This window comes from Streptomyces sp. NBC_00443 (assembly GCF_036014175.1).
In the GTDB taxonomy this organism is placed as follows: Bacteria; Actinomycetota; Actinomycetes; order Streptomycetales; family Streptomycetaceae; genus Streptomyces.
Genome location: NZ_CP107917.1, coordinates 9,210,145 through 9,228,599, shown reverse-complemented (window position 1 = coordinate 9,228,599; position 18,455 = coordinate 9,210,145). Strand labels below are relative to the sequence as shown.

The 18,455-nt window shown below is 70.5% G+C and carries 15 protein-coding genes and 1 pseudogene; 8 read left to right on the top strand and 8 right to left on the bottom strand.

The genetic code is table 11. The features are described 5' to 3' along the window. Window positions 1–2: 2 nt before the first annotated feature. The 5 genes and pseudogenes from OHO27_RS42020 to OHO27_RS42000 form a co-directional block, all read right to left on the bottom strand. A complete protein-coding gene (locus OHO27_RS42020) occupies window positions 3–1,556 on the bottom strand; it encodes an FAD-dependent oxidoreductase (protein ID WP_328430151.1) in 1,554 nt (517 codons plus the stop codon). Further along, window positions 1,556–2,308: a methyltransferase domain-containing protein gene (locus OHO27_RS42015; protein ID WP_328430150.1), complete on the bottom strand. Its 753-nt coding sequence runs from the start codon at window positions 2,306–2,308 to the stop codon at window positions 1,556–1,558. The genes OHO27_RS42020 and OHO27_RS42015 overlap by 1 nt, the downstream gene beginning before the upstream one ends. Continuing rightward, window positions 2,305–3,570 carry a lycopene cyclase family protein gene (locus OHO27_RS42010; protein ID WP_328430149.1) on the bottom strand — a complete coding sequence of 422 codons (1,266 nt, stop codon included), beginning with the start codon at window positions 3,568–3,570 and terminating at the stop codon, window positions 2,305–2,307. Before OHO27_RS42010 ends, OHO27_RS42015 begins: the two co-directional genes overlap by 4 nt. Continuing rightward, complete coding sequence (locus OHO27_RS42005; protein WP_328430148.1) at window positions 3,567–4,277, bottom strand: SDR family NAD(P)-dependent oxidoreductase; 711 nt, start codon at window positions 4,275–4,277, stop codon at window positions 3,567–3,569. Before OHO27_RS42005 ends, OHO27_RS42010 begins: the two co-directional genes overlap by 4 nt. Before the next feature lie 422 nt (window positions 4,278–4,699). Then, window positions 4,700–5,706: pseudogene (locus tag OHO27_RS42000) on the bottom strand (MerR family transcriptional regulator). A gap of 166 nt (window positions 5,707–5,872) precedes the next feature. On the opposite strand from OHO27_RS42000, the gene OHO27_RS41995 reads away from it, so the two are divergent. The 5 genes from OHO27_RS41995 to OHO27_RS41975 all read left to right on the top strand — a co-directional run bounded on the left by OHO27_RS41995 (window position 5,873) and on the right by OHO27_RS41975 (window position 9,068). Further along, window positions 5,873–6,496: an RNA polymerase sigma factor gene (locus tag OHO27_RS41995; protein ID WP_328430147.1), complete on the top strand. Its 624-nt coding sequence runs from the start codon at window positions 5,873–5,875 to the stop codon at window positions 6,494–6,496. Window positions 6,497–6,602: 106 nt separating this feature from the next. Then, complete coding sequence (locus OHO27_RS41990; RefSeq protein WP_328430146.1) at window positions 6,603–7,445, top strand: DUF4397 domain-containing protein; 843 nt, start codon at window positions 6,603–6,605, stop codon at window positions 7,443–7,445. A 459-nt stretch (window positions 7,446–7,904) separates the two neighbouring features. After that, window positions 7,905–8,165, top strand: a complete 261-nt coding sequence (locus OHO27_RS41985) for a hypothetical protein (RefSeq protein WP_328430145.1) — start codon at window positions 7,905–7,907, stop codon at window positions 8,163–8,165. 90 nt (window positions 8,166–8,255) lie between these two features. After that, window positions 8,256–8,378 carry a hypothetical protein gene (locus OHO27_RS41980; RefSeq protein ID WP_328430144.1) on the top strand — a complete coding sequence of 41 codons (123 nt, stop codon included), beginning with the start codon at window positions 8,256–8,258 and terminating at the stop codon, window positions 8,376–8,378. Between the two features lie 15 nt (window positions 8,379–8,393). Continuing rightward, entirely contained in the window at window positions 8,394–9,068 is a 675-nt protein-coding gene (locus tag OHO27_RS41975) for a hypothetical protein (RefSeq protein ID WP_328430143.1), read from the top strand. A 282-nt stretch (window positions 9,069–9,350) separates the two neighbouring features. Here the strand turns inward: OHO27_RS41975 and OHO27_RS41970 are convergent, their stop codons facing one another. Beyond that, window positions 9,351–9,482 (bottom strand): hypothetical protein, encoded by a 132-nt coding sequence (locus OHO27_RS41970; protein WP_328430142.1) that lies wholly within the window; start codon window positions 9,480–9,482, stop codon window positions 9,351–9,353. Window positions 9,483–10,070: 588 nt separating this feature from the next. Between OHO27_RS41970 and OHO27_RS41965 the strand changes: the two genes are divergently transcribed. Together OHO27_RS41965 and OHO27_RS41960 are read left to right on the top strand one after the other, a co-directional pair. Beyond that, the gene (locus OHO27_RS41965; protein ID WP_328430141.1) at window positions 10,071–12,926 is read left to right on the top strand and encodes a carbohydrate-binding protein; all 2,856 of its coding nucleotides are present in this window, start codon (window positions 10,071–10,073) and stop codon (window positions 12,924–12,926) included. Window positions 12,927–12,928: 2 nt separating this feature from the next. Beyond that, complete coding sequence (locus OHO27_RS41960) at window positions 12,929–15,073, top strand: ThuA domain-containing protein (protein WP_328430140.1); 2,145 nt, start codon at window positions 12,929–12,931, stop codon at window positions 15,071–15,073. 96 nt (window positions 15,074–15,169) lie between these two features. Here OHO27_RS41960 and OHO27_RS43320 read toward each other — a convergent pair whose 3' ends face one another. Then, window positions 15,170–15,631 carry a cytochrome P450 gene (locus OHO27_RS43320; RefSeq protein WP_443059673.1) on the bottom strand — a complete coding sequence of 154 codons (462 nt, stop codon included), beginning with the start codon at window positions 15,629–15,631 and terminating at the stop codon, window positions 15,170–15,172. A 919-nt stretch (window positions 15,632–16,550) separates the two neighbouring features. After that, entirely contained in the window at window positions 16,551–17,231 is a 681-nt protein-coding gene (locus OHO27_RS41955; protein WP_328430139.1) for a TetR/AcrR family transcriptional regulator, read from the bottom strand. 70 nt (window positions 17,232–17,301) lie between these two features. Between OHO27_RS41955 and OHO27_RS41950 the strand changes: the two genes are divergently transcribed. Then, window positions 17,302–18,411 (top strand): FAD-dependent oxidoreductase, encoded by a 1,110-nt coding sequence (locus OHO27_RS41950; RefSeq protein WP_328430138.1) that lies wholly within the window; start codon window positions 17,302–17,304, stop codon window positions 18,409–18,411. The last annotated feature ends 44 nt before the right edge of the window (window positions 18,412–18,455 follow it).

Here is an 18,455-nt window from a genome sequence, read left to right as displayed (position 1 = left end):
GTTCAACGTGCGACCAGGCCACCGAGTGCGCGCAGCACCCAGGAGCGGCCCGCCCGGGGCACCGTCCACAACACCTGGCCCCGTACGCCCCAGGGAGCGAGCAGCGCGTTGGCCGCCAGGAAGCCCGTGGTGGCCGCTCGTTCCATCAGCGCCACGGGCAGCTCGCAGCGGATCGCGTCACCGGCAAGCGTCAGCCAGGGATGCGGCGTACGCACCACGGGACGCTGCTGATGGGAGGCGACGGGAAAGAACGGGCAGTCAGAACGCCATTCGTGCCGGGAGTCGACGATGTGCGCCTCACGGGTCTCCGGATACACCGAGTGGAGTTGGTCCACGAGCTGGTCCTGTACCCGGCCCCGTTGCGCATCGGCGACGGCGTAGGCGTGCAACTCCACCACCGCTCCCCCGTTCTGGGCGGCCCAGCGGGCGGCCTCGCCCTCGTAGCGGTTCAGGACGCTGACGTTGTCCAGACCGCCGTAGCCGCTGGTGCCGAGGAATCCCGGGCGGTCGTCGCGGACGGGACTGTCCAGCCAGAGCCGGGAGACGAGGAACGGCGGGGCGCTGCGCAGGGCGGCGATATCGTCGCGCCACGGGCCAGTGCCCAGGCCTGGGGATGCGGCCACGACCTGCCGCAGCCCTGCGGTGTCGAGGGCGAGCACCACCGCGTCGTGAGCGGTGGCACCGGTGTCGGTCAGCACCGTGGCTCCCCCTCCCCCGCGCGGGTGGACGGCGTCGACGGGGCTGCCGGCGCGGACTGTGACGCCAAGGCTCAGGAGGTAGTCGGCCAAGGGCTCCCAGAGTGCTTGTGGGAAGGGCTCGTTCGGCACGTCGAAGAGCAGCCCCTCGGCCGAGCCGAGGAAGTAGATGTGGAACATCAGCAGCAGTTCGGCGGCGGACAGCTCGCGCGGGTCGGCGAAGAAGCTGCGCGAGAACACCTCGAACGCCAGGTGATGCGCGGCCTGCGGGAAGCGGACCCGTTCCAGGAACTCCGTCGCGCCGACGTGGTCGAAGCGGTCGTACACCTCGGGCACGCGCACGTCGAGCAGCGGCAGCGCCGCCCGGGCGTCCATGGCCGCGAGGTCACGCCAGCCGAAAGTGGGGCTGAGCGCCACGAAACCGAGGGCGCTGAAGGGAGGTGTCCGCGGGACACGGGCGAAACTGTCGGTCAGGCCGCCGCTGTGCCGCAGGGGGTAGTCGGGCAGGGGGGTGAGCCGCGCAAGGGCGGGATCGGTGCGCCGCAGCAGACCACGCAGGTTGTAGTACTGACGGAAGAACGCGTGGAAGCCGCGGCCCATGGTCACGACGGAGCCGTCCGCCAGGCGGGTTCGGTGACCGGCGAGACGGCCACCGAGGGTCTCCTCCCGCTCGTAGAGGATGACGCGGGCGCCCCGTTCGGCCAGCAGGGTGGCCGCGGCGAGACCCGCGATGCCGCCGCCGATCACGGCGACGGACGGCTCGTCCCCGCCCTCGAACCGGCTCCTGCCGGGTACGGGCATCAGCCGTTCGGCTTTGCGGTCGCGGCCCCTGCGGGCGCCGACGGGCGCCACACCGGTCATCAGGCTGGCTCCGCGTGCGCGGCATGCCCGCAACGGCCGTTCGCGGCAGGGCCGTTGCGGGCGAGGAAGGTGTGCACGATGCCGGTCTGCCACCCGCCGACTCGGACGGCGCGCCCGTCCGTGAACCCGTTGCGCGTCAGCCGGTCGCTGAAGGCGGCTGCGGTGTCGAAGGTGAGGACGCTGCGCCACAGGTGGCGGTACAGGGCGCCGTCCCCGGTGAGTGTGCCCACCGGGAGAATCACCCCTTGGCACACGGCACGCCACAGGGCGCGGTCAACGCGCGAGCCGCTGAGGCTGTACTCGTGGACGGCCAGGCGGCCGCCCGGTCGCAACAACGTCCTGAGGATCTGCAGGACCTTGTCGGGGTCGGTGACGTTGCGGAACAGGTAGGCCGCGAAGACCGCGTCGAAGGGCCCTTCGCCGGCCGTCGCCAGGTCCTCGGCCCTCAGGTGACGGAAACGCACTTGTGCGGGCCACGGCTTGGCCAGCGCGCGTTGCAGCATCCCGGACGAGGCGTCTACGGCGGTGACGCGGGCTCGGGGCGCGGCTCGCAGCAGGGCCCGGGTGGAGGTTCCGGTGCCGCAGCCGAGATCGAGTACGTGCAGACCCTCACCGTCGTCGGGCAGCCGGAGCCGGCGCGCCGAGCGCAGGAGTTCGGTGCGGTATCCGGGGTTGAGCGCCGTGAGGCGGTCGTAGGTACGGGACGCGTGGTCGAAGGCGCGTTCCTGGTCGTCATCGCGCAGCAGTGTCATGAGGAGCTCTCCGCGGATCGTAATGCGGATTGGGGTGCGGATCGTGATGCGGGACGTGGTGCGGGACGGAAGTGGCAGGGCAGAAGGGGAAGTTCGACGGCGGTGCGCAGCATCGGGCCGATGGGGGTGCGCAGTCCGATGGCCCACTCCTCCCGGAGCGTGGTCGCACCGTCCAGGAAGCGCAGCAGCCGTTCCGTGGGGATCCGGCTGAACAGGTCGGTGAAGAGGTCAGGGCCATCGATCCGCCCGGTGTCCAGCGCCCGCAGGAGTACCGCGTCCATGGCCAGCGCCCGTCGCCCGTGCGGCGGGGGCACCAGGGGGCGCCCGGCCTCCAGGGCGTCGGCGATGGCCCGGCTCTGGCGCTGCGCGGCGGCGAAGGTGTAGCCGGTTGCGGGTCGGGTCGCGCCGCCGGCCGTGCCGATACGGAAGACAGCGGGCCCGATCCGACGCGGGAAGCGGGCGTCGGTCATAGGGATGGCACCTTGCTCCGCCGCTTCCACCGTGAACGCGCCCAGGCGCAGGATCTCTCGGCAGTAGTGGCCGAGCGACGCCTCGTACGCCGCGGTGGTCAACGGGGCACGGGAGAACTCGGTGTACTCGATGAGGGCGCGGTCGGACGCGAGGGGCAGCACATAGCCGAAGGCGAGGCCGTGACGTGGCTGCGGCACCCGGAAGTCCATCAGGTCGGCGACCGTGGGGTCGAACCGCTCCGCGGCCGTGCGCACGAACCAGCCGCGGAAATGCTGCAACAAGCACGTGCGAGCCGGAGGCAGAGCCTGTAGGGGACGAGAGTCGAAGAGATGGCGGGCGCGCAGCGTCAGCGGCCGGCCGTCGGATGCCACGCAGCTGACGGCCGCCCCGTCGGCGGTGTCCCGTACGGCACCGGCTGTGGCACGCAGGACACGCGCGCGGGGGTGCGCCGCCAGCCGGGCGTGCACGAACTGCTCGAACTGCGTCGATCGCAGCATGCGGTAGCGCAGCGGAACCGGATCGACCGTGATCTCTCTGCCGTCGGTTCCGTGGACCCGTAGGCGGGACCAGGAGGCGCTGATCGCTTCCTCGAAGTCGCATGAGCCTTCGTCCCAGAAGCACCAGGTGCGTTCACGAGGCCGTGACGGCCCCTCCGGCGGCTCCACCACGACGACGGAACGGGTGGTCGTCGCGGTCGCGGTCAGTTGAAGGGCGAGGCAGAGGCCGGCCGCCCCGCCGCCCACGATGACCACGTCGGACCACTGATCGGGAAGGGTTGCGGGCCGGCTCACCTGGCTCGCCGCTCGACGACGGGCGCTCCGTCGGGAGCCGTGCGCACGAGTTCGGCGTCAGACTCCATCGCGTCGACGACCGCCTTGACGACCGGACCGGGGTCGCCACCCGGGGGCATCGGCGGGGCCGTTCCCGCGACGGACCGGTCGGCCAAACCGGTGTCAAGGTGGCCCGGCGGCACATCCAGCACCTGCACGCCAGTGCCCCGCGCCTCGCGGCGGGCAGCAGCGAGCCATGCGCTCAGTGCCGCCTTCGAAGCGCTGTAGTCGGCCATCCGTGGCTGCGGACCCTCGGCCACCACTCCGCTGAAGGCCGCGATCACCGAGTGAGGTGGCAGGACTTGGAGCGCGGCGCGGAAGAATGCGGCGGGGGCGAGGAAGTTGACCGCCATCAGATACTCGGCGACCGTGTCGCCCACCTCGCGGGAGGTACCGAAGCCCACGGCGCCGAAGGCCGTCACACATGCGTCGAGGCCCCCGAGCTCGGCGGCGACAGCGTGCACCGCACGCGCGCAGGACGACGGGTCGTACGCGTCGAACTCCGCCGTCGGAGACCCTGGGTGGGCGCGAGCGGCCTGAGCCAGCCGGATCGCGTCGCGTCCGGCGAGAGCCGGGCGGGCTCCCCGCGCGGCCAGCTCGGCCGTGAGAGCGCTGCCGAGAACGCCGGTGGCGCCGGCCACCAGCACACGAGCGCCGTTGATGTTCACGCCTCGCTCCGGACCTTGAGTGTCGTCGCGGCAGTCAGGTCCCGGACAGGGGCCCTGGCTTCTTCCGTGCCGTGTCTTCCGGCCGCCGGCCGCTCCTGGATGCACTCGGACCGACCTGGTTGCACTCGGACCGCACCTGGATGCACTCGGACCGCACCTGGATGCACTCGGACCGCACCTGCTGGCCGCGGCCTCAGCCGCGCTGTTCATCCATCGCCGCCGACCCGGCCGTCGAGTGCCTCGCGCGCGGCGCGGGTGCCTGACGCCGGCGCCCCTGGACCGATCCGGACGCGGGATGTTCCCGCACACCTGTGCCTGCCTGGGCCGAAGCAGGGCGTGCGGCTCAGCGGCCGGGGCCGTCGCGACCACGACGCTCGCGGCCGGCAGCTCGCCACCCTCCGCCAGGAGCACCCCCGAGCCGGTCACCCCGGCATCAGCGACTCCACCGCCGCCACGGCCTCCGCCAACCCGGTCGGGCGCGGCAACGCACCGGGCACCTTATGGCCGGCCCAGCCGGGCCCGAGAGTCAGAACCGCCGGCCTCCTGCGAGCACCGCGCATCCCCCACTCCATGGCGGACACGTGTTGGGCCAAGGGCCGGCTGGCGGTCGTACGCGACTGCGCCCATAGGCACACCGCAGTCGGTCCGGTCCTGCGCACCGCCGCCACCAGCGACTCGGCGGGCACGGCTCCGCCGAACATGCGCACCGGAACGCCGCGCTCGGCCAGTGCGGCGGCGAGCACCTCCAGCGGCAGCGTGTGATTCTCCCCCGGCACACAGGCCAGCAGCGTGACGGCGCCCGGCCGGTCAGCCACGTCGTGCGGTGCGCTGCGCCTCAGGGCGCCGGAGACATGCCACGACAGGAAGTGTTCAACCTCGACGTATCGCTCGCCCGAACTCTCCCACTTGCGGCCGACCGCCTGCAGCGTCGGCATGATCACCTCTGTCCAGGCGTCGACGAGGCCGTGCTCCTCGATCGTGCCCGCCAGCAGCTGCTGCAGAGCGGCGGCGTCGAGGCGCAGTGCCGCACGGGCGACGCCCCTGCACTCCTGGCGCACGCTGCCCAGCTGAAGGCCACTGCCGGCCTGGCGGTGCCCGCGGGCCGACGGTCGTGGCGGCGGGGCGGCACGCCGCCGGACCTGGTCGGTGTTCAGCGGCTCTTCGTCGCGCAGCGGCTTTTCATCACGCGCCAGGCGCGCGGCTTCGGCGGGGGAAGCCCCGTCGCCGTCAAGGCGCACATGCGCTCCAGCCGAGCCACGTCCGCGGGTCTCCAGCGGCGATGCCTGCCGCCTGTGTGGGCGTCGGGACCGAGGCCATAGCGGCGGTCCCACGAGCGGACCGTGGTGGGCGCCACCCCGAGCCGCCTGGCCACCTCGCCGGTCGGCAGTCCGGCCGCGCGCCCCGGGTCCGAGTCGTCGCTACTGCTCACACCCCCAGCGTACGACGCACAAACGATGCGTGTTGATTGCGTCGTTTCTGCCTCCAAGACTGGAAAACGCGCACCGGTCACCACGGCACGCACGGCGACCCGTACGGCTCGCCGGACTGTCTGCCCCACCACCTGGCACCTGACGAACGGCAGGAGGAACCGGGTCATGAGCACCAAGACGCGATCAGCCACCTCCCTCGCGTCACCCGGCGGCGCCGCGCCGCCGGAAGAGACCCTCTACGAGGACGAGCTCGCCCGCGGCCTGCAAGCCGCCGACGAGGACGCGTTCGCGGCGATCTACCGACGCTGGGGCTCTCTCGTCCACACCATGGCCACCCGATCGCTGGGCGACTCCTATGAGGCCGAGGACATCACCCAGCAGGTGTTCATCGGCGCGTGGCGCGGGCGCGCCGGATTCCATCCTGAGCGCGGCCCCCTGGGCGCCTGGCTCGTCGGCATCACCCGCCGCAAGATCGTCGACGCACTGGCGGCCAGGACGAGGCGCCTGGCCCTGATCGACGCTGAAGCCCGCAAAGCCGGAGCGCCGCTGCCCGACGGCCGGTCACCGCACGACGTCGTGGACCGTGTCCTGCTGGTGGACGAGCTGTCGCGGCTGCCCCGGCCTCAGCGAGAGGTGTTGTGTCTGGCCTTCTACGACGACCTGACCCACGCCCAGATCGCCGAGCGGACCGGCATGCCCCTGGGCACCGTGAAAAGCCACGCCCGCCGCGGCCTGCACCGTCTGCACCGGGTGCTGGAACAAGGCCACGCCGAAGGACCGCACGCATAGGACAGGCCGACGCAACGGCCCCGCCCGCATCCGTCTTGGCGCCGGCGCAGGAAACACGGACAAGTCCTCACCCTCAGTGGACCCACTGACCGAAGGGATGTTCCCCATGACCTCCCGGCTCCCCCTCGCCATCGCCGCCACGGCCGGTACCTGCGCCCTGGCGCTCGGCCTCACCGCGCCCGCCCTGGCAGCGGACTCCGCCAACAGCGACGACAAGGCCATGGTGTCGGTCTTCCATGGCGTTCCCGGGCTGACGGTCGACGTCTACGCCAACGGCAACGAACTCCTCAGCGACTTCAAACCCGGCACCGTCACCGCCCCCCAGCCCCTCGACGCGGGCACCTACAACATCCAGGTCTTCGAGGCCGGCAAGGGCCCCGACGGCACACCAGCCATCGAAAAGAAGGTCGAGGTACCCGCAGAAGCGAACGCCACCGTCGCCGCCCACCTCTCCGCCGACGGCAAGCCCCAGCTGACGGCCTTCGTCAACGACGTGTCGAACGTCCCCGCAGGCGAAGCACGGCTGACCGTACGTCACGTCGCCGCCGCACCCGCCGTGGACGTCCGGGCCAACGGGCAACCGGTCTTCAAGAACCTCGACAATCCCAAGGAGGCCACCGCCGACGTCGACGCCGGCACAATCTCCGCCGATGTCGTGCTCACCGGCACGGACACCGTTGCCATCGGCCCGGCCGACCTGAACCACAAGGAGGGCACCAGCAACGTCGTTTACGCCTGGGGCAGCGCCGACGACAAGAACCTGGCGCTGAAGACCCAGTCGTTCACCCGCATGGAATCGGCCCCCAAGTCAGTCCACGCGGGCGGCAACGGCGCCGCCCTCGCCTCGAACTCCCCCAGCCGGTGGCTGGCCTGGGCTGCCGTCGGCGCAGTGTCCGTGACACCGACGGGCGTCCTGGTGGCCCGCCGAGTCGCCGACCGGCGCGACTGACGCCGCTCGACGGCTGACCGGCCTTACGGTGACAGCTACCGCGCTGACAGCAGCACTCGCCCTGCAGCCGTCACCGTCGGGCCCGGCCTCGCGTCCTGCCGACTTCGGACTCGCCCCGCCTGTCAATGCAGCCCCATCAACGCGGCCGGTAGACGCCCCAGAGCGCCGCCAAGAACGCTCGCGTCACGAGGCACGTGGACAGCGACACCGGCGCCGTCGGCGAGTCCGCAGCCCCTCTACGAGGTACGGCCCGGCGACCGGTTCGAAGTGCAGCGCGGCGGCGCTGCGACCTTGATCACCTGCGCACCTCCGTCAAGGCCCAGGCTGGGCGGCTACCAGTCCAATCTCATCGTCACGGCCAAGCCCCCGCAGCCCTGAGACGGCACCGCGCACCCTGTCGCCGCGTGCAGAGCCGGAATCGGCGACAAGCCAGAAAGCAAAGGGGAACCGGAGGGTACGGTGGCACACCTCGAGCCCGCGCGCCTGGTGGAGCTGGCCCTGGGCACCTCGACGCTCAGCGAGGACACCAATGCCCTGCGGCACATCTCCACCTGTCGCTCCTGCCGGGAACAACTACAGCGGATGACACGGGTGGTGGTCCTGGCACGCAGCGTCGACGCAGCCGACCTCCCCTTCGCGCCTTTGGGCCGAGTGTGGCAACGGATCACGCAAGAGCTGTCGCAGTCCACCGAGTCGACGCAACAGCCGCCCGGCGAGTGAGACGTGGCCTGTCGTCTCGTCCCTGCAAAAGCCGTCTGCTGATTCTGGTCCGCCTCCAAGGCGATCGCGGTCACTGCGCGGGACCTCGAAATGACTACCGAACTTGTCGACAAACGACTCCCTCTTCGCACGGGCATGGCAACCCGCGGCAGGCCCTTCGTCGAACTCACCCCTGACACCACCGGCGGGCACCCCAATCTCATCGACGACTGAGGTCACACTCGGGGGATGAGAGAACTCAAGGCTGTTGATGCCGGGACGCCGCATGCGCAGTTCCTGGCAACCGAGCACTGGAGTCTGCTGGCGACACGGAGCATGACGTGGCAGGAGATCTTCAGCCGGACCGGCACGTATCTGACGGTGCTGTCGGCCGCGGTGGTGGCGCTCTCGCTGGTGGCCAACGCGACCGGGTTCGGGTCGGGGTTCACGACGTTCGCGCTGCTGGTGCTGCCGGTCGTCCTGCTCGTCGGGTTCGGGACGTACTTCCGGCTGATCGAGGCGGACATCGAGGACGCCTGGCTGATCATCGGCATGAACCGGCTGCGGCACGCGTACGTCGAGCTCGCACCGGAGCTGGAGCCTTACCTCATCGCGAGCCACCACGACGACCCTCCAGGGATCTGGACGACCTACAGCTTCCGCCGCCGGATCGGGGTGACACACTGGCTGTCCGGCTCTCCTGTTGTCGTCGGCATCATCAACTCCTTCGTCACCGCCGTTCTGGCCGCGGTGATCTGCGAAGCCGCCGGCGCCGGAGACACCCTGCGGGCTCTGGTCGCCTCCGCCACGGCCATCGTGACCGCGGTCGTCCTGGGGTTCCTCGGCCTCCGCAAGGTGCACGAGGTATCCCGCAGCTACAAGCCGCGCTTCCCCAGTGACGAAGCACGACCGTCGGCGGATTGAGGCGGCTGGAGCCCTGGTCGTCGGCCGCACAGTGGATGTCCTGCAGATCGCAGCGCCGACCGTAGCGGGCGGTCAGGGACTCGACCAGCGGCTCGAGGTGCTGGCCGGCCGCCCAGGCATTCGCGCCGGGGCTGAAGACCATGCTGCCCGATCACGGTCCAGGAACGGGCCCCGGCCATCAGCTCACGCATCGACCGACCGGATCGCCACGAACAGGTGACGCACGCCCCGCCGCCGTCGGCCCAGTCGTCCTGGTCGGCCACTCCTACGGCGGCGCCGTCATCACGCCGCGGCGCGGCGCACCACCGCCTCCTGGGGCATGGCCGCCACATAATCGCGCAGCTGGCGGACGGCACCGAGCACGGTCACCGCCCGCCAGCCAATAGTCTCGGTCTCACCTGGATGCAGACGCATCGACAACCTGTCCTCCGCGGGAGAACCCGCCTCCGCCCTGCGCGGACGGGTCCGCCGATCGACCGACCTTTCGACACCATGGTCGACAGACCACGACGGTGCCGAGCGGCGAACTCGCTTCGCCGCACCCCTGCACCCGACGCCTCGTCGACCGGTACCGCCCCGCTCCGAGACCAACCACCGCCGGTACGGCAGCCGCGGTAGCGGGCGCCCTGCCTGCAACCGCCCTGAGCACCCCGGCCATCGCCGCAATCGCTGACAGCTGTCGCACCTTGCGGAAGGCGGCCGGTCAGTCCCGCCGGCGGCTGGAACCCGCTGGTGTCGGCGGGGGCCTCCTCCGCACCAGCATTTTGACAGGGCCTTGACATATTCACCGGCACTCAGCAGCATGCAAATCGCAAGCAGAGTGCCGCAATTCCCTCCACCTGCAGCGCAATTCACGTACAGCACACAGCACAGCACACCGCACACAGCGCCCACACGCGGCGGTACGGCACGTCCGCAGCCGAACCCCGCACCAGCACCCGGCAAGCGCGGCCGGCGCGCGCCTTGCCTGACATTACTCACCGTCAGGAAGGACAACCCCCCATGTCTTGGCGCCCTCGCGCGGGACTGAGAACACTCACCGCACTCGCGCTCATCCTGGCCGGTGCCGCCTCGACGGCACCCACGGCCACCCTCGCCTCCGCCGCCCAGGCGGACCTTCCGCCCGGCGACTACCAGCAGGTCCAACTCGCCACCGGCGCTGCCGAGATGGGCGAGCCGATGTCGCTGGCCGTGCTGCCCGACCGGTCGGTCCTGCACACCGCCCGCGATGGCACGATCCGCCTCACGGACGCAGCAGGCAACACGAAGCAGGCCGGCAAACTGGACGTCTACACGCACGACGAGGAGGGCCTGCAAGGAATCGCCGCCGACCCCGCCTTCGCCACCAACCGGTACGTGTACGTCTACTACTCGCCCAAGCTGAACACACCGGCGGGCGACGCCCCGACGACGGGTACGGCCGCCGACTTCGAGCCGTGGAAGGGCCACCTCAATCTGTCGCGGTTCACGCTGCGCACCGACGGCACCTTGGACATGGCCGGCGAGAAGGTCGTCCTGGAAGTGCCCAACGACCGCGGCCAGTGCTGCCACGTCGGCGGCGACATCGACTTCGACGCCGCCGGGAACCTCTACCTGACGACCGGCGACGACACCAACCCGTTCGACTCGTCCGGGTACGCGCCGATCGACGAACGCACCAACCGCAACCCGCAGTTCGACGCCCAGCGCAGTTCCGGCAACACCAACGACCTGCGGGGCAAGGTACTGAGGATCAAGCCGACCGCCACGGGCGGCTACACCATCCCCTCGGGCAACCTCTTCGCGCCCGGCACGGCCGGCACCCGGCCCGAGATCTACGCGATGGGCTTCCGCAACCCCTTCCGGATGTCCGTCGACCGGCCCACCGGCACGGTCTACCTGGGCGACTACGGCCCCGACGCGGGCGGCACCGACCCCAACCGAGGGCCGGGTGGCCAGGTCGAGTTCAACCGCATCACCTCGCCCGGCAACTACGGCTGGCCGTACTGCACCGGCACCAACACCACCGGGGAGACGTACAACGAGTACACCTTCCCGAGCGGCCCCTCGGCCGCCAAGTACAACTGCGCGGGCGGCCCCGCGAATAACTCCTTCCGCAACACCGGCCAGGCCCAGCTGCCCCCGGCCAAGCCCAGCTGGATCAAGTACGGACTGGACGGCTCACCGCCCGAGTTCGGCGGTGGTTCGGAGTCCCCGATGGGCGGCGAGGTCTACCGCTACGACCCCGACTCGACCTCCACGGTGAAGTTCCCGCAGTCCCTGAACGGCCGCTACTTCGCCGCCGAGTACGGGCGCCAGTGGATCAAGGCCATCGAGGTCAAGACCGACGGGTCCTACGGGACGATCGACGACGTCCCCTGGAACGGCACCCAGGTGATGGACACCGACTTCGGCCCCGACGGCGCGCTGTACGTCCTGGACTACGGCACCGGCAGCAACAACTCGGGCCTTTACCGCATCGAGTACATCGCGGGCAGCAACCGCAACCCCGTCGCCCGGGCCTCCGCCGACCGCACCTCCGGCGGCCTGCCGCTCACCGTGCGGTTCTCCTCGCAGGCCAGCTCCGATCCCGAGGGCGGGGCGCTGACCTACTCCTGGAACTTCGGCGACGGCACCACGTCCACGCAGGCCGACCCCAGCCACACGTACACCGCAGCGGGCACGTATCGACCCACTCTCACCGTCCGCGATCCGGAGGGGCTGACCGGTACCGCCAGCCTGGTGGTCACCGCGGGCAACACCGCGCCGACGGTGACCCTTCAACAACCCCTCGACGGACAGCCGTTCGCCTTCGGTGACACTGTGCCGTTCAAGGTGCAGGTCGGCGACCCCGAGGACGGCACCGTCGACTGCTCCAGGGTGAAGGTCACCTACCTCCTCGGCCATGACAGCCACACCCACGCCATCACCTCCACGAACGGCTGCGAAGGCACCCTCACCGTGCCAGCCGACGGCGAACACGACAGCGCCGCCAACCTCTACGGAGTCTTCGACGCCGAGTACACCGACGCCGGCGGCCTGACCACGCACTCCGTGCGCACCCTGCAACCGCGCCACCGGCAGGGCGAGCACTTCGGCGCCCAGTCCGGGATCCAGATCGCCGACCACGCCACCGCCGAGGGCGGCAGGACGGTCGGCTTCACCGATGACGGCGACTGGATCTCGTTCAAGCCGTATGTCCTCGCCGGCGCCACGAAGTTCACCGCCCGGGTGGCATCCGGCGGGGCGGGCGGCACCCTGCAGGTGCGTGCCGGTTCCGCCACCGGCACGCTGCTCGGCACCGCGACCGTACCGGTAACGGGCGGCTGGGAGACCTTCACCGACGTCACCGCCAACCTCTCCGGCGCACCCGCCGGAACCACGGAACTGTTCCTGGTGTTCCGCGGCCCGACCGGGCAGGGAAGCCTGTTCGACGTCGACGCCTTCACACTCGGCTCCGGCTCGACCACGACCACGCCCTGGGAGGCGGAGTCGTACAGCTCCGCCTCGGGTGTGCAGTCGGCGGCCCATGGCGCAGCCAGCGGTGGTCTGACGCTGGGCTACATCGACAACGGCGACTGGGCCGGGTACGCCTCCCTCTCCACCGCGGGCGCGGCTTCCCTCTCCGCCCGGGTCTCCTCGGCCGGGGCCGGCGGCACCCTCCAGTTCCGCTCCGGCTCGCAGACCGGGCCGCTGCTGGGCTCTGTGACGGTTCCGGTGACCGGCAGCTGGGACACCTTCACCACCGTCAGCACCGCACTCAACGGCGCGGGATCGGGGCCGCTGTACCTCACCTTCACCGGAGGCTCCGGCTCCCTGTTCGACGTCGACACCTTCACGCTCACCCGGTCCGCCTCCGCGGCACGAAAGGGGCGATGACCATGATCCTCCTGATACGGCGACTGCGCCGCGGCACCGCGGCCCTGGTCCTGGGCCTGCTCGGCGCTCTTCTGGCCCCGGTCGGCCCGGCACACGCGGCTTCCTTCGAGGTCATGGTGTTCTCGAAGACGGCCGGCTTCCGGCACGACGCGATCCCGGCCGGCATCGACGCCCTGCGCACACTCGGCGGGCAGCACGACTTCACCGTCACGGCCACCGAGGACGCCGGGGCCTTCACCGCCTCGAACCTCGCGAGCTACGAGGCCGTGGTGTTCCTCAACACCACCGGCGACGTCCTCAACTCCGCTCAGCAGACCGCGTTCCAGTCCTACGTCGACTCCGGCGGGGGCTATGCAGGCGTGCACGCGGCGGCGGACACCGAGTACGACTGGCCCTACTACGGACAGCTCGTCGGGGCCTGGTTCCAGAGCCACCCCGCGATCCAGCAGGCCACGATCCGCACCGAGGACGGGACCCACCCAGCCACCGCTCACCTGGGCGCCACCTGGACCCGCAGCGACGAGTGGTACAACTACCGCGCCAATCCGCGCCCTACCGTCCATGTCCTGCAGACGCTGGACGAAGGCACCTACAGCGGCGGCTCGATGGGCGCCGACCACCCCATCACCTGGTGCCACAGCCAGGGCGCGGGCCGATCCTTCTACACCGGACTCGGCCACACCATCGAGTCCTACGCCGACCCGGCCTTCCGTTCCCTGCTGCTGGGCGGGGTCCGGTACGCCGCCGGGCAGGCGCCGGCCGACTGCTCGGCTCCCGCCGGTAACGCACAGATCGAGGCGGAGTCGTACAGCTCCGGCTCTGGCGTGCAGGTCGCCGCGCACGCCCCGGCCAGCGGCGGACAGACGCTGGGCTACATCGAAAACGGGGACTGGGCGGGCTACTCCCACGTCTCCACCGCGGGGGCGAAGACGTTCACCGCGAAGGTGTCCTCCGCGGGCGCGGGCGGCACCATCGAGATCCGGTCCGGCTCGGCGGGCGGCACCCTGCTCGGTTCGGTGGCGGTACCGGTCACCGGGGGCTGGGAGACGTTCACGACTGTCACGACGACTCTGTCCGCCTCCGCCTCAGGGCCGCTCTTCCTGCGCTTCACCGGAGGAGGCGGAGCCCTGTTCGACATCGACACCTTCAGCATCGGCGCCGAACTCGCTGCGGGACCCCTGTCCGACGACGTACACCTCTTCTACTACCCCTGGTACGGGAGCCCGGCGGTGAACGGCGGCTGGCGGCACTGGCAGCAGGGCGGGCACGCCCCTCCCGACAGCATCGGCGCCGATCTCTACCCGGCGCTCGGCCCGTACGACTCCGGTGACTTCGACGGCGCCGTTGCCCAGCACATGAAGTGGATCGCCCGGTCGGGAGTCGGCGTGCTCGTCTACAGCTGGTGGGGCCGGGGCAGCTACGAGGACCGGCTCGCGCGCGGTGTCCTCGACGCGGCGCAGGAGCAGGGCATCCAGGTGGCCTGGCATCTGGAGCCGTACTCGGGCCGCACGGGGGCATCGACGGCCGCCGACATCGAATACATCAACAGCACCTACGGCAGCCACCCCGCCTTCCACCGCTCGGCGGACCACGGAAACAAGGGCGCGTTCTACGTGTTCCAGAGCCTGGACATCACCGACTGGACGGCACTCGACCAAGTCACCGACACGAGCATCGTCCTCGCCCAGACCACGGACACCACGAAGATCGCGCACTTCTCGGGCATGTACACCTACGACGGCATCGCGGGTGCCACGGCGCCCGGCTGGAAGCAGGCCGGCGACCACGCCCGTGCCAACGGCCTGATCTGGGCTCCGTCCGTCGCGCCCGGCTACATCGACGACCGGGCGGTGCCGGGCAACACCACGCCCACCGTGGAGCGTGCCAATGGCGCGGCGTACGACCGGCAATGGTCCAACGCCCTGAACCCGGCCGTCGGAGGGTCCCCGACCTGGGTGTCGGTGACCTCCTTCAACGAGTGGCACGAAGGGAGTTCCATCGAGCCGGCCGACTCCACCCCGCCCGCCGGCCGCGGATACCAGACGTTCAGCGGCGCATACGGCCAGACCGGAGAGGCGGCACAGACGGCGTACCTGGATCGCACCGCGTACTGGGTGAGCCGCTTCCACGAGGCGACCACCGGCTGAACCCGACTGCCCCTGTGGTCCACACCGGCACGGTGCCCGTCCGCGGCCCTCGGCTCGGCGGGCACCACGTCCTCGGTGTCGCGCGCCCCGTACAGATCAGCAGTCGATGACATCCGGAGCGAGACCGTGCCGGACGTAGGCACGAGGCAGACCGGTGCGGGCGGAGCACCTCCGGTTCTGTGCCGACGGCGGCCAGTGCCGGCGCGGCGCAGCAGCTCGGCGCCCGCCGCTGCCGCGGTCGGCGTGCAGAGTTCGATCAGCGGGTCGTGCTCGAACGCGACGGGTTCGGCCCTTTTCGGCGCCATGCGCGCCCATCCTCCAGCGCGCCAAGCCCGGAGCAGGAGGTGCGTCACACGCCGCATCGAGCCGCTGAAGGTCGTTGACGGACGGGATGGTGTCGTGCGGCAGGTGCTGGTCGATTTCTTCGCGGACGCGACTGTGCGCCTCGGGGTTGCGCGCGAGTTCGCGGAAGAACCAGGGGGCCGCCCCGTGGAAGAACCAGTGGGCCGCCTTCCCCTCCCGGCTGCGCAGCCCCCTGGGCTTCCTGGGAAGAGACATCGCCCTCGGCGAAACCGGCCATTCTCCGCTCTGAGCAACACGTGGTGTCAGCGTCCGCGTACAAAACCACACGGCGACACGCCAGGGCGTGAGCGCTGTGCATGGAGCGCGAGGCGTACCAAGCCGCCGACGTGAACATGAGCCCGGATTCACCACCTATGCGTTGGCGTGGCGACGCCACGCCAAGCTCCGCGGAGCAGCATGGTGCAGCGGCTCCCCCGAACACGCAGCCTGGTGACGCCACAGCCACAGGGACGTCATGGTCGACAGAGCTGCAAAGATCACCAGTAGCACCAGCGATACCCACATCTGTCGGCTTCCAGGGTCATCCCACCCCGCCAACACGGCCGAAGCCGTCCACAGGGCGGCACCTCCGCCGTAGAAGGTGCGGATCCGGCGCAGCTGCCTCAGGGCTCGTACGGATTCAGCGTGATCAGTTTCCGGTGCCATGTCGACGTGGGTACCCGAAAATCCGCCTGCAATCATCCTCGACAAGGCGCCCTGGAGGCGGGGTTGAAGCGTGTCTGCACGGGCGGGTGCTCCCCGTGCCCACAGGTGCCCGGGCGTGGTCGTACCCTCGGGCGGCACGAGCCCAATCAGAGGGCCGAGTTGGGCTGAATCCAAGCTTGGTTCGCGGAGCCTGACTTGGGCATCGAGACTGTCGTCGACGTAAGGATCAATCCTTCTCGCCAGAGGCACTTCGTGGGTCCCCTTCACAGGGGATGGTGTCTTCCCACTCCCCCGGCTTGTCGCGCGTCGCGCGGTCGGCCCGTACCGAGCCGGGCGGGACACTACGCGTAGTGAGAGCCTCGTCGACGGCCCTCACGTAGCGCCGGCTTCTTGGTGAGGTTGTCCCGTCCCAACGCGTCAGCGCCGACGTGGTGCCTCGGCGGTACCGGTCCGGCCATTCGGCCGCGCGTCAGCTTGAGATGCGGGCTTCGATGCCGTCAAGCAGGAAGCCGAGGCCGATCCGGAAGGTGTGGTCGGCGTCCAGGTGGGCGGCATCACGCACCACGGTGGCCAGCGCGGGGAATCGGCCGGTGGCGAAGGTCCGCTCCAGGTAGGGCCCGAGTGAGGCCTGCCAACGCTTCTCGTCCATCCCGGTGGCCCGCTCGGCACGCCGCTCGGCGATCTCCCGACGCACCGCGCCGATCACGTACGCGTCGACCGCGGTGACCACCGGCATGATGTCGTCCACGTCAATGCCGTCCAGCGCGGCCACGACGGCCTCCCCCCTGGCCAGCGCGTGCGGCCCGAGCTGCGGTCGTCCACCGAGCAGATCGGCGAGCCATTCGTGCTCGTGAGCGGCATGCCGGGTGGTTTCGGCAAGAGACCGCAGCACCTCCCGCCAGTCGTCTCCGGCCGGCCGGATCTCGGCATAGGCCGCGTCGACCATGAGGTCGAGCAACTCGTCCTTCCCGGCGATGTAGGTGTAGAGCCGCATCGGCCCGACGCCCAGCGCGGTGGCGACCTTGCGTAGCGACACCGCCTCCAGGCCGTCCGCGTCCGCCAGTTGGATCGCCGCTCGCACGATCCGCTCCCGGCTCAGCGGGGCCGGTACCGGTCGATCCGGTGGCTCCGGCCTCTCCCACACCAACATGCCGCTGACGATACACGGCACTGGTCGATACAGTGTATCGACCAGTACGGCGTATCGAAGAGAGGCAACCATGACCATCGCCATCGTCGGAGCCGGCCTCGGCGGCCTGGCTCTCGCCCGTGTGCTGCACGTGAACGGCATCGACGCCGTCGTGTATGAACGTGAATCGTCACGCGGCGCGCGCGGCCAGGGCGGCATGCTCGACATCCACTCCGGCCAGCGGGCGCTGCGCGAGGCCGGTCTGATCGACCAGTTCTTTGCGATTGCCCGCGGTGAGGGCCAGGACATGCGTCTTCTCCAGCCGGATGGCACCCTGCTGCTCCAGGAGGACACTCCCGACGACGCCCCGCTCGATCGCCCCGAGGTAGACCGCGCCGACCTGCGCAACCTGCTTCTGAGCTCCGTCCCCGAAGACGTGGTGCGCTGGGGGCACGGGTTCAAATCCGCCGCCAACGGCCTGATGCACTTCGCCGACGGCAGCAGTGCGACGTATGACCTGCTGGTCGGCGCGGACGGCGCGCAGTCCCGGGTCCGCGCGCTGCTCACCGACGCCCGTCCGGCACATATCGGCCAGAACGTCGTCGAGGTCGGCATTCCCGAGATCGACCGCACGCACCCCGACCTCGCGGCGATGGTCGGGCGTGGCAACTACTGGGTGCTCGGCAACGGCATATCCCTGGCGGCACAGCGCAACGGGGACGGGCGTGTTCGCATCGGCATCAGCTTCTACAACACCGCCGAGGACTGGATCGCCACCAGCGGGATCCCGTTCGACGACCCGGCCGCCGCCCGGGCGCGGCTGATCGACCTGCTCCCCGGCTGGGACTCACGCTTCACCGCACTGGTCGCGGCCTGCGACGACACGGTCGTGCCGCGGTCGATCACCACTCTCCCGGTCGGCCTGACCTGGCCGTCGACGCCGGACGTCACGCTGCTCGGCGATGCCGCGCACCTGATGCCGCCGGTGGGAGAGGGTGCCAACATGGCGCTGCTCGACGGCGCACTGCTAGGTCTCGCGCTGGCGGCGCACCCGGACGACTTTCCCGCCGCCGTCAAAGAATACGAACGCGAGATGTTCGAACGCACCAGCGCTGCCGCCCGGATGTCCGCGGACATACAGGAGTTGCTGATGTCGCCGGACGCCGCCCAGAAAATGCTCGCATTCTTCCAACCCGGCTGAAGCTAGCCAGCCTCACCGGCCTGGATGCTCCAACTTGCCTGGCG

What these genes read in the sequence shown, in the direction of transcription:
- OHO27_RS42020 (WP_328430151.1), bottom strand. Translation starts at nt 1,556, where the DNA reads ATGACCGGTGTGGCGCCCGTCGGCGCCCGCAGGGGCCGCGACCGCAAA.
- OHO27_RS42015 (WP_328430150.1), bottom strand. Translation starts at nt 2,308, where the DNA reads ATGACACTGCTGCGCGATGACGACCAGGAACGCGCCTTCGACCACGCG.
- OHO27_RS41995 (WP_328430147.1), top strand. Translation starts at nt 5,873, where the DNA reads ATGAGCACCAAGACGCGATCAGCCACCTCCCTCGCGTCACCCGGCGGC.
- OHO27_RS41990 (WP_328430146.1), top strand. Translation starts at nt 6,603, where the DNA reads ATGACCTCCCGGCTCCCCCTCGCCATCGCCGCCACGGCCGGTACCTGC.
- OHO27_RS41980 (WP_328430144.1), top strand. Translation starts at nt 8,256, where the DNA reads ATGACTACCGAACTTGTCGACAAACGACTCCCTCTTCGCACGGGCATG.
- OHO27_RS41975 (WP_328430143.1), top strand. Translation starts at nt 8,394, where the DNA reads ATGAGAGAACTCAAGGCTGTTGATGCCGGGACGCCGCATGCGCAGTTC.
- OHO27_RS41970 (WP_328430142.1), bottom strand. Translation starts at nt 9,482, where the DNA reads ATGCGTCTGCATCCAGGTGAGACCGAGACTATTGGCTGGCGGGCGGTG.
- OHO27_RS41965 (WP_328430141.1), top strand. Translation starts at nt 10,071, where the DNA reads ATGTCTTGGCGCCCTCGCGCGGGACTGAGAACACTCACCGCACTCGCG.
- OHO27_RS41960 (WP_328430140.1), top strand. Translation starts at nt 12,929, where the DNA reads ATGATCCTCCTGATACGGCGACTGCGCCGCGGCACCGCGGCCCTGGTC.
- OHO27_RS43320 (WP_443059673.1), bottom strand. Translation starts at nt 15,631, where the DNA reads ATGTCTCTTCCCAGGAAGCCCAGGGGGCTGCGCAGCCGGGAGGGGAAG.
- OHO27_RS41955 (WP_328430139.1), bottom strand. Translation starts at nt 17,231, where the DNA reads ATGTTGGTGTGGGAGAGGCCGGAGCCACCGGATCGACCGGTACCGGCC.
- OHO27_RS41950 (WP_328430138.1), top strand. Translation starts at nt 17,302, where the DNA reads ATGACCATCGCCATCGTCGGAGCCGGCCTCGGCGGCCTGGCTCTCGCC.